Origin of the sequence: Tahibacter soli (assembly GCF_025717065.2) — a bacterium.
Classification (GTDB): domain Bacteria; phylum Pseudomonadota; class Gammaproteobacteria; order Xanthomonadales; family Rhodanobacteraceae; genus Tahibacter; species Tahibacter soli.
In genome coordinates, this window is record NZ_JAOVZO020000018.1 from 149171 (window position 1) to 167326 (window position 18156).

Annotated in this window: 2 protein-coding genes; both read right to left on the bottom strand. The window is 74.2% G+C overall.

The window, feature by feature from the left end:
- Window positions 1-6: 6 nt before the first annotated feature.
- The gene (locus OD750_RS14365) at window positions 7-17379 is read right to left on the bottom strand and encodes a CARDB domain-containing protein (protein ID WP_263542414.1); all 17373 of its coding nucleotides are present in this window, start codon (window positions 17377-17379) and stop codon (window positions 7-9) included.
- On the bottom strand, window positions 17379-17882 hold the full coding sequence (locus tag OD750_RS14370) for a hypothetical protein (RefSeq protein WP_263542415.1): 504 nt from the start codon (window positions 17880-17882) through the stop codon (window positions 17379-17381). Before OD750_RS14370 ends, OD750_RS14365 begins: the two co-directional genes overlap by 1 nt.
- Window positions 17883-18156 lie beyond the last annotated feature (274 nt).

An 18156-nucleotide genomic window follows, 5' to 3' on the forward strand; every position in this document is an offset into this window, starting at 1 on the left:
AATATTTCATCGCATCGCCCCCGCCGCCGCGACCGCGTAGGCGCGATCGAACGCGAGCCACGGCGCCGCCGACCGCGCGTCGCGTTTGGCCTCGTCCGGGTACGTGTCGAAGCCGTCGCACCAGATGAGGTCGGGCGCGTCGAAGCCGTCGAGGAACAGGCGGTCGGCCCAGGTGCGTGGCGCCACGCACGGGCGATACACGTCGACGGCGCGTTGCGCGAGCGCGATCCACTGCGGCTCGCCGCCGCCGACCGGCTGCCGCGCTTCGAGCACGACGTCGTAGCGGCCCGCATCGAAGCCGCGCGTCTCGAACGCGTGCGCGCCGGCCTGCGTCGCCTGCGCGGCGAGGCTGACGGTGAACGCATGCGTCGCGACGTCGGCGCCGGCCAGGCGCAGCGCGACACGCACGGGCACGTCGGCGACGGCGCTCGCCGACGGATTGCGCACGGTCCAGTCGAGCGCGAGCGGCGGGCCGCCGCGCGGGACCTGCGGTGGCAGCGGCGCCAGCGTGCCGGTCAGCGTGGTCGCCGCCGTCGGCTCGTACGTCACGCGCACGACCGTGTAGCTACCGACGTTGCCGGCGCGGTCGGTCGCCCGCGCGCGAATCGTGTTCGCGCCGGGCGCGAGCGTCGCGCCGATCACCGCGAATGCGCCGTTCGCGTCGGCGAACACCTGCGTGGCGAACGCACCGGCGTCGAGTTCGACCTTGGCGAGCGCTTCGGTCGCGCCGGTTACCGCGATCGTCGGCGTGTCGACGACGGCGCCATCGAGCGGGCTCGAAATCGCCAGCACCGGCGCGTCGAGGTCGATCGCGAACGCGACGCTCGTCTCGCTGCGATTGCCCGCGAGGTCGGTCGCCTCGGCCGCGAGCGTGTAGCTGCCGCTCGCCGCGATCGGCGTGCCCGAGACGTACCCCGCACCGTTCAACGTGATCGACTGCGTCGCCGGATGCGCGTCGGCGATCGTCACCGTCGGCGTCAGCGCGTGCGCGGCAAGATCGCCGTCGGCGACGCCCGCGATCGCGATCGCCGGCGCGGTATTGTCGATCGCGAACGCGATCGGTCCCGCGTTCGCGACGTTGCCGGCCGTGTCGGCCGCGCGCAGCGCGAGCGCGTAGTCGCCGTCGGCGAGCCCCGGCGTCGAACCCGCGTAGTCGCCGGGCGCCGCCGCGTCGGCCTCGAGCGCGAACCACGCGCCGTCGTCGACGCGCGCTTCGACGACGGTCACCGCGCCGAGCGCATCGGTCGCGTGCGCGCGCACCGCGGCCGGCGATCGCAGCACGCTGCCGGCGGCCGGCGCGAGCGCGGTCAGCAGCGGCGCGTCGCGGTCGACGACCTCGACGGTCGCGCGGTCGAGTTCGGTCCACGTGCCGGCGCGTTCGTGTTCGAGCGTTACCGCGACCTGACCCAACGCCCATGTGGCGCTTGCGAATTCGAACGTCTGCGCATGCGTCGCGCCCGGCGCGAAGTCGTGCGTCACGCCGGCTTCGTCGAGCACGGCCGCGCCGGCCGCGATGCGCACGCGCAGGCGCTGCGCCGGCAATGCCTGCGCGCCGCGATTCTCGGCCGTCAGCGTCACCGCCAGCGGCTGGCCGTGCGGCAACTGCGCGAGCGACGGCTGCACGCTGCCGGCAAGGCCTTCGCCGCTCGCGTCGTAGCGCACGCGCGCGGTCGCGGGGCCGCCGACGTTGCCGGCCGCGTCATGCGCCTGCGCGACGAGCGTGTTGTCGCCGAGCGCGAGCGGCACCGCCGCGAAGGTCGCGCGGCCGTCGCTGCCCGCCGTCGCCTGCGCCTGCCACGCGCCGACCTCGAGGACGACCCGCGCGGCGGCTTCGCTCGCGACGACGACGTCGATCGCGCTCGTCGCCACCGTCGCGCCGTCGACCGGCGCCGCGATCGCCACCGCGGGCGCGGTGCGGTCGATGCGGAAGCGCACGAAGCGCTGCGCGAGATTGCCGGCGCGGTCGGTCGCGCGCACGGCGAGCGCGTATTCGCCGTCGGCGTCGATCGTCGTGCCCGAGACGAATATCTCGCCGTTGAGGCGCACGTCGCTCGATGCGAGATTCGCGTCGGCGACGGCGATCGTCGGCACGACCGGCGTCGCCGCGAGATCGCCGTCGGCGACGCCCGCGATCGCGATCGTCGGCGCCGTCGCGTCGACGACGAACGCGCGTTCGGCGCTCGACGCTTCGTTGCCCCAGCTGTCGCGGGCGCGCACGGCGAGGCGGTGCGCGCCGTCGACGAGACCGGCGAGGCCGCGCGCGTACCAGCCGTCCTCGCCGCGCACGAGCGGCTGCCACGCGCCGCCGTCGACGCGCACTTGCACGAGCGCGACCGTCGAGTGCGCGTCGACGACACCGACGCGAAGCGGCACCGCCGCAGGCTGCAGCGTTTCGCCGGCCGGCGTCGCGAGTGTGATCTGCGGCGCCACGCCGTCGACGACGCCGAAACTGCGCCGCGCGAGCGTGCGCCACTGTCCCGCCGCGTCGCCGGGCAGGCGCGCTTCGAGCACGGCCAGATGCGGCACGAGCGCGAGCGGCGGCGCGGTCAGCACGAGCAGGCCCGCGTCGTTCGCACCGGGCGCGAGGTCGAGCGTGCGCTCGGCGTGCGCGACCGCGTCGGGCGAACCCGCTGCCGTCACGCGTACGCGCGCCGCGACGCCCGCGAGCATCGCGTCGCCGCGATTGGCGAGCGTCCAGGCCAGTTCGCCGCCGACGCCGGCCACGAGCGAGTCCGCCGGCGCGAGCGCGAGCGTCCCGGCCAACACGACGCGCGCGACCGGATCGTCGACCGTGACCGACGTTTCCGCGCTGCGGTCGAGATTCGGCGCGGTCAGGCGCAAGCGCAGACCGTAGGCGCCGGACGCGAGGCCCGCGGTATTCCACATGTCTTCTTTGCGCAGTTCGTATCCGGGCAGCAGCGTGCCGAGCGTCTGCTCGGCGACGACGCTTTCGGCGCCGTTCGGCGCGACCGCGACGAGCGCGAGGCGCGCGCCGGCGATCGGCGCGTTGCCGTCGGTGTAGGCGACCGCGCTGCGCACGCGCAGCGCGCCGCCGGCCGTGACGAATGCGACTTCCGGTTCCACGGCCATCATCACGCGCTGCACCGCGGCGATCGCCACCGCGCCGTGGCGCTCGCCGAGCGCCGCGCCGTTCGCGCCGACGAGCCGCGCGCGCAGGCGGTAGTCGCCGGCGAGCACGCCGTCGGCCGGCCACGTCACCGGGCGCGTCCAGCGTTCGCCGGGCGCGAGCGGCCCGACCGGATATTCGCCGAGTTCGTCGACGACGGCGCCCGCCGCGTCGATCGCGGCGAGGCGCACGCGCGCGGCGACGGCGAGATTGGCGACGCCGACCGTGCCGGTCACCGGCTCGCCCGGCGCGAACAGCGTCCGGTCGGGCACGATTTCCACGAGCGGCGCGCCCGGCGCCACGAGCGTCGTCGATGCCTCGGCGCGGTTGTTGTTTTCGTCCGCTTCGGCAACGCGCGCGTCGGCGTCGATCGTCACGCGCAGGCGATACGTGCCCGCGTCGGCGAGCGTGCCGAAGTCGATGTCGACCGCACGCGACGCGCCGGCCGCGAGCGCCGGCAGCGGCGCGTTCCATTGACGGCGCGCGCCGTTCGGCAATGTCAGCTCCGCGCGCACTTCGTTGGCCGGCGCCGCGGCGAGACCGGCGTTGCGCACGTTCACGAGCGCGGCGACGCGGTCGCCCGGCACGGCGTCGGCCGGCACGAAGTAGACATCGGTCGTGCCGATCGCCCAGTCGGGCAGCGTCGCGGCGGCACGCGTCACGACGATCGGCGCCGAGGGCAGGCTCGTCCGGCCGGTCCCGTCGCGCGCCGTCGCGACGAACTCGTGGCGCTGCGCGACGAGCGCGAGCGGCTCGGTGCAGAACCCGCCTTCGGGCATCCGCCAGTTCTGACGTCCCTGGCGCGAGTAGGCGATGTGGCCCGAGGCGAGCCACGCGACCGGTCGCTCCGACGCCCAGAACCGGCTCGCCGGCGCGCCGTCGGACGCGGCGCGCACGTCGACTTCGTAGCCGTCCTGCAGCGCGATCCGCGTGCCGTCCGGCGACCACGCGAGCGCGACGAGCGCGTCGATGCGCGCGAACTGCCGCGTCGTGCCGGCCGCGTCGGCGATGTGCACGACGAACGCGCCGGCGTCGCGCGTCGCGTACGCGTAGCGGCCGTCGTTCGACCAGGCCGGCGCGATGTCCGCCGTCTCCGCGATCGTGCGCAGCGTGCGCGCGGTGCGCGCGTCGACGAGCGCGAGACTCGCCGGCGTGCGCACCAGCAGACGAACGCCGTCGGCCGACCATGCCAGGCCGTTCGCCGCCACATCGATCGCGTCGATACCGTCGACGCGGCGCGCATCGGCGCCGTCGACGCCGGCGATCCACACGCCGGTCGCGAGCGTGCCGCCGGCGCCGCGGTAGCCGCCGGCGAACGCGATGCGCGTCTCGTCCGGCGCGATCGCGAACGCGCGCACGCCGTCGATCTCGATGCCGAGCGCGCGCGGCGCGCGGCCCGGCTCGACGCGTTCGATCGCGCCGGTCGCAACGTCGGCGTAGTACAGCGCGAGGCCGCGCGAGGCCCAGGTCGCGAGCTTGCCGGTGTCCGTCACCGGGCCGAGATCGCCGGCGCGCGCGCCGACGCCAACCGTGCCGTCGCCGCGCAGATACGCGTAGTGGCGGCCGTCCGGCGCGAACGTCAGCACGTCCTCGTCGAGGTACTCGCTCGTTTCGGTTTCGGCGTCGCCGAAGTCGACGGGCACGCTCGCGACGACGATGCCGTCGCGCGCGACGTCCACGATCGTGCCCGCGTCGGCGTAGCCGCAGACCGGCAGTTCCAGCGCCTGCGTCACGAGCGGGCTGCCGGCGACCGTCGGCGCGGTCACGAGCGGCACGCGCAGCGCGGCGCCGACGCGCGGTACGCCGCTCGCGGGCGCGCTGGCGCCGCTCGCGTTGCCGAGCGCGTCGATCGCCTCGACGGTGTACCAGTAGCGCACGCCGTCGGTCAGCGGCTCGTCGCGATAGGCCGTTGCATCGGTGCTGGCGATTTCAACGAAAGGCCCGCCCGACGCGAGCGCGCGGCGGACGCGGAACGACGTCGCCGGCGCGCCGTCGCCGGGCTGCCAGACGAGATCGAGCGCGCCGCCTTCGGCCGACGCCGTCACCGCGAGCGCCCGCGGCACGCCCGGCGCCGGGCCGGCGACGGTCAGCACGACCGTGTTCGACGGCTCGCTGGCGTTGTCGTACGCATCGAGCGCGGTGACCGCGTAAGCGTAGGTGCCGTTCGGCAACGCCGTGTCGACGAACGTGCGCGGCGCGTTCGCCGCGAGCGTCGCGAGCGGCTCGCCGTCGCGCGCGAGCACGTAGCGCGCGACGTCGGCCGACGCGCTCGCGGTCCAGGCGAGCGTCGCGTCGGCGCCGGCGAGCGTGCCGGTCAGCACGACCGGATCGGGCGCCTCGATATCGCCGATATCGGCGACGGCGGGCGCCGAGCGCGCGCTTTCGAAGCCGTAGCGCGTCACGGCCGACACGCGGTAGTCGTAGCGTCCGTCGGGCAGCGTTTCCGACAGCGACGCCGGCGCGATCAGCGGCCGTTCGAGCACGGCGATCTCGCCGAGCGCATACGCGTTCCAGGCCGGCTCGCCGGTGCCGCGCACGACGACGCGCAGCGTATCGGCGCGATACGCCGACGCGGGCACGAGCGACTGTTCGCGCTCGCCGCCGCCGCGCACGCTCGCGATCGTGATCCAGCGGCTGCCGACGCGCGCCTGCAGGTCGACGTTCGGCGGCACGGCGCCGCGCCAGTCGAGGCGTGCCGCGCCGACGAGGACCACGGCGGGCAGTTCGAGCGCGATCGAGGGGTTGTCCTCGCCGTCCGGCTGATCGTGCGACATCGAAAATTCCCACGCGGTCGAGGCATCGCCGTCGACGGCGGCTGCGGGGTCGTAGCCGGACGCCGACGACGCGGCGATGCCGGCGACAGGCCGGTCGGCCTCGACCGGATTGCCGCGGCGGAACACGCGATAGCCGGCGAGATCGGGCTCGGCGTTCGCGTTCCACGTCAGGTCGACGCGATGGTCGGCGACGGCGGCGGCGAGACCCGTCGGCACGGCCGGCACGGTGCCGCGTTCGACGCGCAGGTCGGTCCGGCGGCTGCGGTTGCCGTCGGCGTCGGTCAGCTGCAGCGTCGCATCGTTCGCGCCGAGTTCGAGCGCGACCGCGGCGAGCGCGAAGCGTCCGTCGGCGCCGACCGCGACCGGCGGCAGGTCGAAGTGGCCGGCGGCGTTCTCGACGCGCGCCGCAAGCGTGCCGGACCGCGCGCTGCGGCCGGCGATCGCGACGGACGCCTGCGCCGTCGGTGTCGCCACCGCGTCAAGCGCGAGGCCGAACACGTGCGCGGTCGCTTCGTTCGACGGCGCCGAACGATTGTCCGATGCGTCGACCGCGACGACGCGGTAGCGATAGTCGCCGTCGTCGCGATCGGCATCGGCGTAGGCCGTCGCCGCGACCGGTCCGGCGATTTCGCGCCACTGGCCGTTGTCGAATCCGTAGATGACGTAGCCGGCAACATCGCCCGCGGCGCTCGCGGTCCACGTCAGCGCGACCGTGCCGCCGTCGGCACGCGCCGCGAGCGCGGCCGGCGCGTCGGGCGCCGTCAGATCGGCGTAGGCGACGCGCACGACCGGCGGCGTCGGATCGGCGCGACCGGCCTCGTCGACGGCGATCGCGCGCACGTCGTAGTCGCCGTACGGCAGTGCGCCCGGCGTCCAGTGCGCGCGATACGGTTCGACCGTCAGCGGCACGCCGATATCGGTCCAGCCGGACGCGCCGACGGCGCGATACGCGAACGTCACGCGGGCGACGTCGCGATGATCGGTCGTCGCGAAAATTTCGAGGCTGCTTTCAAAGCGCTCGCCGGGCACCGGCCTGACGAGTTCGAGATCGGGCGCGTCGAAGTCGACCGGGTCCGGCGTCGCCGGCGTCGACGGCGCGCTGATGTTGCCGGCCAGGTCGATCGCGTGCACGACGTAGGCATGTGCGCCGTCGGGGACGGTCGCGTCGAGCCAGCGCGGCTCGCGCACGGCGTACGGACGCAGGTCGCCCGGCGGCGGATTCGGCGCGTTGACGAGCCGGCCGTCGCGATAGACGAGATAGCCGAGCAGATCGGGCTCGACATTCGCGTTCCAGCACACGCGCACGTCGCGGAACGTGCCGCCGAGCGCCGCACACGGCGCGCCGCCCGCGGTCGCGAGCGCCGCCACGACGCCGTCGGGCGCCGCCGGCGCGAGGTTGTCGACGATCACTTCGACCGATGCCGACGCGGCGTTGCCGCTGCGGTCGGCGGCCTCGACGACGAGCCGCACGCGCGCCTCGTCGGCCGTATCGAGCGTGTTCCATGCCGCGAGCGTGCCGTGCTGCACCGGCAGCGTCGCGCGCGCGAGTTCGCGTGCGGCGCCGGGCGGATTCACGGCTTCGAGCGTCACGCGGTACGCGTCGAAGTCGTCGGCGCTGTACGCGGTGCCGGCGACGTCGATCGTGCCGCGCACGCGTTCGCCGGCGGCAGGCCGCGTCAGCGCGACGTGCGGCGCGGTGCGATCGAGCGCGAGCGTCACCGTGTTGCTCGGCGCGCTCTCGTTGCCGGCCGTGTCGATCGCGACGACGCGATACGACGGGCGTCCTTCCGGCGCGTCGACGTCGACGTGGCGCGGCGCGGCCAGCGGCGCCGCGGTGATGCGCACGCCACCGCGGTAGACGTGGTAGCCCGCGAGGTCGTCGGCCGCGACGGCGTTCCACGCGAGCACGACGTTGCGATTGTTCTCGACGCTCCCGACGAGTTGCGTCGGCGCCGGCGGCGGCAGGTCGTCGACGCGCACGCGCGCCTCGTCGGTCGTCGCGAGACCGGCGCGATCGGTCACGGTCAGGCGCAGCACGTAGTCGCCCGACAGCGTCGGCAGCACGAGTTCGGCGAGCGTCGCGCCGTCGACCGGCGCCGTGCCGGTGTAGACCTCGGTCCACACGCCGCCGGGATACGCCGCGGCGCGGATCAGCGCGAGCGTGTACTTCGCGAAATGCGCGTCGGTCGCCGCGCCGGCGACGGTCAGCGCCGGCTTGACGATCGCGTCGTCGGCCGGCGCGTCGATGCGCGCGACCGGCGCGGTGCCGTCGACGGTGACGTGCCGGATCGCCTCGGCCGCGTTGCCGGCGCGGTCGGTCGCGGCGAGCCGCAGGCGGTAGTCGCCGTCGGCGACGCCGGGCGTCCATGCGGCGATCGCGCCGTCGACATCGGCAACGCCCGTCGCGATCGTCGTCCACGCGTCGCTGCCGGCCGGCGCGAAAGACAAGGTATACGAAGCCAGATGTGCATCCGCGACCTTGCCGGCGACCGCGGTCGCCGAAGACGCGGCGATCACGGCCGCGTCGGCCGGCGTCGCGAACGATGCGAGCGGCGCGGTCGCGTCGAGCACGAGGTCGAACGTGCGCTCGGCGCGGTTGCCGGCGCCGTCGCGTGCGGAAAGCCTGAGCGTCAGCGCGCCTTCGGCCGTGCCGGCCGGCACGACGAGGCCGTGCGTGCCCGACGACGTGCCCTGCGCGGTCGCGAGTACCGCGCCGCCGCGGGCCAACGTGGCCTCGAACGCGACGAGATGCGCGTCGGTCGCGCTGAACGAAAGATGCTGTTCCGGCCGCACGAAGCCGGCTGCCGGATCGACGAGCGCGAGCGCCGGTGCGGCGCTGTCGAGCGCGACCGGCAGCAGCGCCTGTTCCGGCGCCGCGACGCCTTGCGGATCGGTCGCGTCGACGACGATCGTGTAGTCGCCGTCCGGCGCGCCGCCGTTCCACGTTGCCGATTGCGTGCCGGTCGCGGCGCCCTGGAACAGGGTCGCGACGGGTTGACCCGTGGAATTGCGAACGTGTACCGAAAGATCGGCCGCGCGGCGCAGCGCGACTTCCACGCGCGTCGCGTCGAGCACGCCGTCGCCGTTCGGCGAGAACAGGGCGGGATTCGCGGCGGCGGCGGCGATCAGCGCGGCGGGATCGCCGAGCACGACCGGCAGCACGATCGCCGCGCGGTTGCCGAACACGTCGTCGGCGCGCAGGCGCAGCTCGACCGGTCCGGTCGCCTGTCCGCGCGACCACGAACCGAGCGTCGGCGCGACGCCGTCCCGCGCGGACATCGGCCACGTGCCGTGCGCGATCGTCTGCCAGTTGTCCGGCGATGCGGCGAGCGCGGCCTCGAGCGTCCAGTTCGCGAGCAGCGCGTCCACGATAGTGCCGCGCACGTTGACGACGGCCTGCGCGAGCGTCGCGCCGGCTTGCGGCGATGCGAACGCGAGCTGCGGCGGCGCGCGCTTGACCCATGCCGGATAGACGAGCGAGCGGGTCTGGCCGCACGCGTCCTTCGCGTCGATGCGGATCGTGTAGGCGCCGTCGGCGACCGGTGCGCCGCCGGCGCGGCCGTCCCACACGATGTCGACGTCGCCGCTCGTGCCGGCGGCGTCGAGCAGCGTCGCGACGGCGGCGCCGCTCGCGTCGACGACGCGCGCGACGACGTCGAGCGTTTCCCTCGCGTCGAGCGAAATCTCGGCACGCGCGAAGCCCGCGCCGCCGTCCGGCGCGACGATCACGTGCTCGACGCCGCCGATCGGCCACGTACGCCGCGGCGGCGCGCGTTCGACGAGTTCCACGCCGCTGTCGAGCACGATCGTCCGCGCGGCGCAGACCGTGCCGCCGGAACCGTTCAGCGCCTTGACCTCGATCGACGCGGCGCCGTCGTACAGCGCCAGCCCGTCGAGCGACGACGACGCGTCACGCCGCCACAGCGGCCGGCCGATCGCGCTCGATCCCGCGATCTTCGCGAGCGCGTCGAGACCGGCGCAGTTGCCGCCGTCGAACTCGAGCCCCTCGTCGGCGAGGCAGCGCCACGACGTCGGCGCGGCACCGGCGCCGATCGACACGCGCCAGCCGACGCGCGACGCGGAATAGACGCTGCCCTCGATCGATTCGGGCAGCTGCGCGGCGCAGACGCGCGCGCCGTCCTGCGGCAGCGCGATCGAAACGTCGGGCGGCACCGTCTCGACCGGCAGCGCCTGCGAGCCGATCTCGGTCCAGGCCGTGGTGCCGTCGCGCACGCTCGATCCCTCGAGCGCGATGCGGTACGTGCCGTCGGGCCAGCCGCGCACGTCGACGTCGAACGGCGGCGGCGTCGCGCCCGGCACGAAATCCACCGGCGTGCTCGTGCGCTCCTGCAGCGTCGCGCCGTCGACGTAGCGCCAACGCAACTGCTGCGGCGCCGGCAGCGCGCCGCGGTCGAGCCGCCAGGTCGCGCGCAGCCTGCCGCTCGGCACGCCGTCGCAACGGTCGGCGACGACCGGCAGGACGCGCAGCGCGAACGCGTACCCTGCCGGCTCGGGCGGCGGGTCCTGGAGCGGGCAGCTCGTGCCGATGCTGCGATGCGCGTAGCCGTCCTCGTCGACGGCGTCGACGACGAGATCGTAGGTGCCGGCGCGCGGCGGCGAGAAATGGAACGTGGCCCCGTCTTCTTCGATCCGCGTCGCCGCCGCGGTGCCGCCCACGCCGGGCTCGCCGCGCAGTTTGAAAGCGAGCGTCGCCGAACGCAGCGTGCCGGCCGTGTAGTCCACGACGGTGGCGATCGGCAATCCCGGGAACGGGCATTCGGGCGGCCCGACGCCGCCGGATTGCACTTGTATATGATTGGACGCGAGCGTCGTGCCGTCGGCGCGTTCGCCGACGAGCCGCACGCGGTAGACGGCGCCGCGCGCGAGACCCTGCGTCGTCATCGGCATCTCGAACTGCGGCGCGCCGGCGCCGGCGAACGGCGTACGCGCGACTTCGAACCACGCCGCGGGCGCATCGCGCGGCGCGGCCTGCAGCGCGACGCTGCGCAGCGACGCCATCGCGGGCACCGCGTAGAGCCAGGCGTCCCGCTCGTCCTCGTCCAGGCGCGCCGGCGCCATGTCGACGGTCGGCGCGTCGTCGGTCAGCGGCGGCGTCTGGTACGGCGCCGGGTAGTCGCGACCGCGGCTCTCGACGCCGCGCAGCACGAGACGCTGCGGCGCCTGCGCGAGCGCGCGCGTCGTCGCGTTGCCGGCCGGATCGGTCGCAACGACCGAGAACGCCGACGCCGCATACGTCGCGAGCGGCACCGGCAGCTCCGCGGACGGCACGACGGCGTCGACGACGAACGGCGTCGCGACGCCGTCGGCGGCGGCGATCGCGTCGATCGACACGAGCACGCCGCTGGCGTCGGCGGCGGCGTACGTCAGCAGCGGTTCGCGCGGGAGGCCGCCACGATCGTCGCGGTAGGCGTCGAGGAGCCGCGCATCGAGCGTCGGCGCGACGGTGTCGACGACGACCCACACCGCGAAGCCGCCGAAGCGGATGCGGTAGCGGCCGTCCGGCTGCGGCGCGCCGCCGTCGTCGCGACCGTCCCACGACAGCGTGTGGCGGCCGAGGTCGCCGGCGCCGTAACTGTGTTCCGTGCGATAGACGACGCTGCCGTCGCCGCGCTCGACGACGAACGCGAGCGACGCCGGCTGGCGCACGCGAAAGCCCACCTCGGCGCGATCCTTCACGCCGTCGCCGTCGGGCGAGATGTGGCGCGACGACACGCCGAAGCCGTCGATATCGGCGCCGCGGCGCGCGTTGACCGCCGTCGTCGCCGTCGTCGCGTTGCCGGCGCGGTCGACCACGCGCAGGCGCACGACGTAGGCGCCGGCCTGGGGCGGCGCCCACGTGAGGAATTCGTCGAGCCGCACCTCGTCGCGGCTCGCCGGCGTCAACGCGTTCCACACGCCGGGCTGCGACGCGAGCGCGTAGTCGAGCTCGTAGTACGCGAAGTTGCGGTCGGCCGCGACGCCGGTCAGTTCGAACGCGTCCGCGACGCTGCGCGACTCGACGAACGCCACGCCGTTGAGCAGCGACGTCGTGACCTTGTCGTAGCGCAGCGCGCGGCTCTCGTCGGGCCACAACTCGTCGCCCGGTCCGACGACGGCGCCGTTGCGCGGCAGTTCGAACGCGCCGCGCGACGGGCTGGCCGCGCCGCCCTGCACGGTGAGCCGCGCGCCGTCGCCCAGCACGAGCACCGGCCAGCCGTCCGGATAGCGCTCGCCGCATGCCGACGCGCCGCCGTCGAAGCGCGGATAGCGCGCGCTGTCGGCCGGCAGCTCGAGGCCGAGCCCGGAACCCTCGCGCAAGGTTTCGACCGTGCCGGCATCGAGATCGACGCGCACGTACTGCGCAACGCCGAGTAGGGGGTACGGTTCGTACGCCGCGAGTCCCGGTGCCGCTTTCGCGCCGGTAAGGCTCGGCACCGCGGGGTAGACGCCGATTTCGTCGAGTTCGACGAACAGCGACGCCGTCGTCGGATCGTAGGCGCCGCGCGGCGACTCGTCGTACGACCCGTTGCCGCACGTCACGCCGAGCAGCGCGACCGACGCGAACGTCGCGACGATCTCGTTCGCGTCTCCGCCCTCGTAGCCGCCGGCCCGTTCGACGCGCGGCAGCGCGACGTCGCCGAGCGCGGCGCCGTCCGCGTTGAAGCGCAGCAGCCGGCGTTCGCGGCCGTCGACGACGACGACTTCGCGCCGCGCATCGAGCCACGCCGCGGTCAGTTCGCGCGTGCCGATCGCGCGATTGCCGAAGATGTCGGGCATCAAGCGATAGCCGTTGTCGCGGTCGACCAGCATCCGGCGCGCGCCGGTGTCGAGATTCACGAGCTCGACCGATTCGCGCGTCGCCGTGCGGCGCCGCACGACCAGACGCGTCGACTGCGCATCGACCTGCGTGCGGGTCTCGCTTCCTTCCGGCGCGTCGGCATCGGACATCTCGATGATCGGCCGCGCCGGATCGCGCGGCACGAACCGGCGCACGAGCCCGTAAGTGGTCACGAGCACGCCGCTCGGCGTCGTGCGCACGTTCTGGTAGCCGAGCGGCATGTCCGGCATCGCGCGGAACGGACGCGCCGCGCCCGTGAGCGCGTCGGCCACGACGTACGTGCGCGAGGACGGGTCGTACAACAGGATCTCGACATCGTCGAACCACCCGACGATCTGGCCCTGCGCGCCGGCGGCGAGCAGCGGCACGATCTCGCCGCTGCCGTCGGCCGCCGCGCGATACGGCCGCGACGCGTTCTGTGCCGAAAAATACGCGTCGAACGCGAGCTCGCGACCCGACGGGCTGTAGGCCACGCGCTGGCCTTCGATGAAACTCGCCCCGCTCTGCGCAACCCACTGCGACGGCACGACCGCCTCGATCCGCGGCAGGCGCAGCGTGTGCGCGCGATACACGCCGGTGTACGAGCGATTGCCGCCGGGACCCGGCAGCACGTCGACATGCAGGCCGTACAGCCAGCCGGCGAATGCGCTGGCGGCCGGCGGAATGCGGCCGGACGAGGCCTGCAGCGACGCGTTGTCGCCGAACGTGGTGCCGATCGCGTACGGCGTGCCGATCGCCTCGATCACCGACGAGCGGTTGTTGTCGACCGTCACGACGAGCTCGCCGTGCGCCGGCCCGCCGGCCGTCGCGACGACGATGCGGTAGTCGCCGTCCGCGGCGATGCGGCCGTACGCGTCGCGGCCGTCCCAGATCACCTGCCCGCGCCCGTCGCCGCTCGTCGCGACGCCGTCGTAGCGGCGCAGTTCGTAGCCCGAGCCGTTGACGACGCGCACCGTCGCGTCGCCGCCGGCCGGCAGGCGGAACACCACCGCGGTCGCGTCGCGTACGCCGTCGCCGTTCGGCGAGATGTAGCGTTCACTGGTGAACAAATTGCCGTTCTGCACATCGACCGGCAAGGTCGCGCGATTGTTGTCGTTCGTCAGCTCTCGCACGGTGTCGGCGGGGTCGGCTTCCACCGACACCGCGCGCACGTTCGCACCGAACGTCCAGTGCCATTGCAACTCCACGCTGCCGCCGGCCGGCAGCACGGCGATCGTTTCGGTGCCGATCGGCGCCGCCGCGCCGTCGCCTTCGGCGAAGCGAACGGCGACGTCGCGGGCATCCTGCTGTCCGAGATTGCGCACGGTCACGCGCGCGACGACCGGCTCGCCGGCCACCGGCAGCGCCGGCGTCAGTACGATGCCGGCGAGCGACACCGCGGCGTCGGGCAGCGACAACACTTCGAGCGGCTTGATCGCGACGTTGTTCGCCTCGTCGATTTCGGCGACCGCGGCATCGGCGTCGACGAGCGCGTACAGCGTCGGCGTGCCGTACACGTCGAGGTCGGGTACGACGACCGCGACCGTCGTTTCGGCCGAACCGGCGAGGCCCGCGACCGTCGTGCTGCCGATCCGCGCCGCACCGAGCCGCGGATCGCCCGCGTAGACGCCGACGGCAAACGGCGTCGTCACGTCCGGTCCGAAGTTGCGCACGCGCAGCGACGCGGTGACCGATCGACCCTGCAGCGCGGGCGTCGGCGTGAATTCGAGACTCTCGACCACCGCGGCGAGATCCGGACTGTCGGCCGCCGCCACCGTGAAATCCAGCTGCGCGGCGTTGTTGTCTTCGCGCGCCTCGGCGACCTGGCCGGCCGGGTCGAGCACGACGCGCAGCTGCGCCGCGCCCGCGGCCGGCGCGCGCCACGCCAGCTGCCGCCGCGCCGTCGCGCCGGCGGCGAGTTCGATCGGCGCGTCGAATACCGTATACGTCGTCCCGTTCTGTACGATTTGCGCGCGCAGCACGGCCGGCGGCGTCGCCAGCGTGCCGCGGTTGTGCACGTCGACGCGCAGCGTCGCGTCGCGGCCGGCGACCGCGGCGCCGACGAGCGCGAGATCGCCCGCGCCGACCTCGAGGTCGACCGATTCTCCGAAGCCGAGCGTCAGCCGCGCTTCGTTGTTGTCTTCGCGCGCTTCGGCGATGACGCCGTCCGGGTCGGCCCGCACGACGAGCGCGAGCGCGTTCGCCTGCGCGATCGTGAAGGCGAGATCGAGCGGCGCGCTGCCGCGCGGCGGCACGTCGAGCGTCGCTTCGGCGAGCACCGCCGCCGGCGCCGACGCGGCATGCAGCGTCACGCGCACGCCCGTCGCCGCGGTGCGGCCGAGATTGCGCACGACGCCGGTCAGGCGCACGTTCGCGGGCAGTTGCGCGACGGTGCCGGGATCGAGCGACAGCGCCGCCGCGGTCAGCTGCAGATCGGCCGCGAGCGGCGCTTCGCCGACGGTCAGCGCGAGCGTCGCGCGGTTGTCGTCTTCGCGCAGTTCGGGCACGGCCTGGTCGGCGTCGACGACGAGATGGATCGCGTGTGCGCCCGCGCGGCCGGTCGTGTCCCACATCGTCGCGATCGACTGGCGCGAACCCGGCAGCACCGCAGGCACGGCCACGTCGGCGCCGATCTGCACGCCGCCGGCATCCGGATCGCCGTCGTACCAGCGCGCGACGGTCGCCGGCGCCGCGGCGTTGCCGGCGTTGACGACCGACGCGGCGAGCGTCACGCGCTCGCCGTCGGACGGCGCGGCGGGCGCGGCGACGATCGCGTCGGGCACCGCGAGATTCACGCGCGCGTCGTTCGCGCTCGCGAGCGCGGCGGTCGCCGTGAGATACACGCTGCCGCCCCAGTCGCCGTCGACCTGCTGCCGCGCGCGCACGAACGCGCGTGCGCCGGCGACGCCCGACGCGTCGAGCGGAATCTTCCCGACCAGCGAAAACAATTCGATCGTATCGGCGAGCGACGCGTTCGCGCCCTGGCCGTAGCCGTTGCCGATGCGGCGCCCGTCGAGCCACGTGCCGGCACGCGACGCGGCGGCACGGTGCGCGGCGTCGCCGCTCGCGCCGAGCACGCGCGCGGCATGCAGCGTCGGCAGCAGGCGTCCTCGCCCGCCGGCCGTCGCACCGTAGCTGCCGTCGGCGTTCTGCGCGGGCACCAGTGCGCCGAGCGCGGCGTCGACGGCGGTACTGCCGGGCGCGTGGGTTGCCACGAGATCGGCGACGAGCGCCGTGTCGAACGGACTCGCCGCGTAGCCGTCTGCGAGTCCCCAACCGTCGTCCGGTGCCGCTGCCGCGGCGAGCGCGTCGCGATGCGCCGCGTCGCGCGTCGCGAGGTAGCGCCACGCGGCCTCGTCGTTGCTCGCGACGGTGCGCTGCGCGATCCAGGCGCGCGCGCGCGCGATGGCCGGCGACGCCGGCGCCAGCGCTTCCAGCGCGCGCAGCGCCGCGACGGTGTCGCGCATTGCGGTCGCGGCGCGATCCTGCCAGTGGCCGTCGGCGGCCTGGCGCGCCTCGATCCACGCCACCGCCGCGGCGTTGCCGGGCGCGGTTGCCGCATCGCCGCTGCCGGCGAGTATCTCGGGCAGCGCGGGCACTGTCGCATTGTCGCGTTCGGTAAAAATGCGCAGACGCGCGCGGCCGTCGGTCATCTGCGCGAAGCGCTGCTGAAAGCGCGTGCGGAGCGATTCGAGCGAATACAGCAGCTGCGGCGTCACCTGCTCGCCGGGACGCGTGAGCAGGATCAGCGCCGCGCGAAACTCCTTCGGCGAATCGGCCGCGGCCGGCACGCGCGCGCCGTTGGCCGCGACGATCTGCTCGATCGTCACCGTTTCGGGCTGCCCGCCGGTCACCGCGCCGAGCAGCGGATACGCGTTCGCGTCGCCGTCGCCGTTGCGGATCAGCGTGACCGGCGCGACTTCGCCGGGCGCGGCAAAGCCCGCCGCGTAGAGATCCAGGTCCGAATAGCGGCGCCGCACCGCGACGCTCTCGAAGCTGCCGTCGTCGCGCCGGCGCCAGTCGTTGCCGTACATCGTCGACGCGTCGCTGTCGAGAAAGAAGCTCCAGTGCGCGCCTTCGCGGCCGATCAGCGCACCGCTGTCGGCGCCGCCGGCGTCGCGATAGCGCAGTCGCGCGCCCCAGCGGTGCATCAGTTCGTGCGCGAGCACGTCGAGCGACGCCTCGTAGCGCGCGTCGCGCGGTTTGAGTTCGTAGCGGCTCGTCGCCGCCATGTCGATGTAGCCCTGCAGGCGGCCGGCGCTGCCGAACGCGGCGCTGTAGTCGAACGTATCGCTGCCGATGCCGGCGACGTCGTTCCTGATCGCGTTGTAGAACGCCGTCGCGTCGCCCGTCTCGAACTCGAACGTGGTGAACGCGATCAGAAAATCGTAGGCGTCGGGATGCTGCGACAGGAACGCGGTCGCGACGTTCTGGCGCGGCGCGGTCTGGCCGCGGTCGTAGTTGCCGTCGATCTGCATCACCGTGACGTTGCCGATGTCGGTCGACGTCAACACGGCCTTCGCCGGTGCGCCGCTCCTGGCCGGCTGCGGCATCACGACGCAGTCGGCGAGCGCGTGGTCGGTCGACGCGTGCGCGGCGGGAACGCCGGCTGCGAACGCGAGCGCGGTCGCGAGGCGGAGCAGTCGGCGGGTTCCGTGCATCATGGCTTTCCTGGCTTGGCCGGCTTGCGCGCGCCCGAGCGCGGCTCGGTGCGGACGGTGACTTCCGTGGTCGGCTGCGGCTGCTGCGCCGCTTCGAGTTTGGCGAGCGCCGCGGGGTCGACGCGCTCGCCGACGCTCAGCTGCATCTGCAGGCGCCGGCCGTTGAGACGCCGCTGCGCATCGAGTACGACGCGCGCGTCGCGCACCGCGGAGAGCGTCCACGGCGCGCCGGGCAGCGCATCGCCGACGACGAGTTTGCGTTGCGCGCCGCCGACGTCGAACACGGCGGCACGGGCGTCCGCGGCGGCGGCCAGCAGCGTCAGCGGCGGCGCGGTCGGCACAGCCGGCGCCTGCGCAGCGGCGTGGCCCGCGGCAAACGCGAGCGCCGCGATGCGGATCGCCGCCCGTCGAATGACGGACGCGAATTTCACCGTGCGGCAAACCTGCGCGCGCGCGACGACGGTGCGATTCGCCCTGCCGGTACGGCAGTCCTGAGCTTTCATGCCGACCCCCAAACCCGTATCCAAGACAGACGCCTGCCCGCACCGCTTCGCGAGAAGCAGTGTCGGTCCGAGGAATTCGGCGCGCACGAAGCCGCCGTCGACCGCACGGTGCGTCGCTGCGCGATGAGACCCCTGGTCGAACGGCCGACGACGACCGATCGGGCTGGCGACGCCGGGGCTGTGCGCCGCACTGCGGCGGCACACGGCTCGCTCCTGCAAAGCGACCCCGGCGTGCGGCAATCGTATTACGCCGTGATTCGTACTTGCCAGCGCT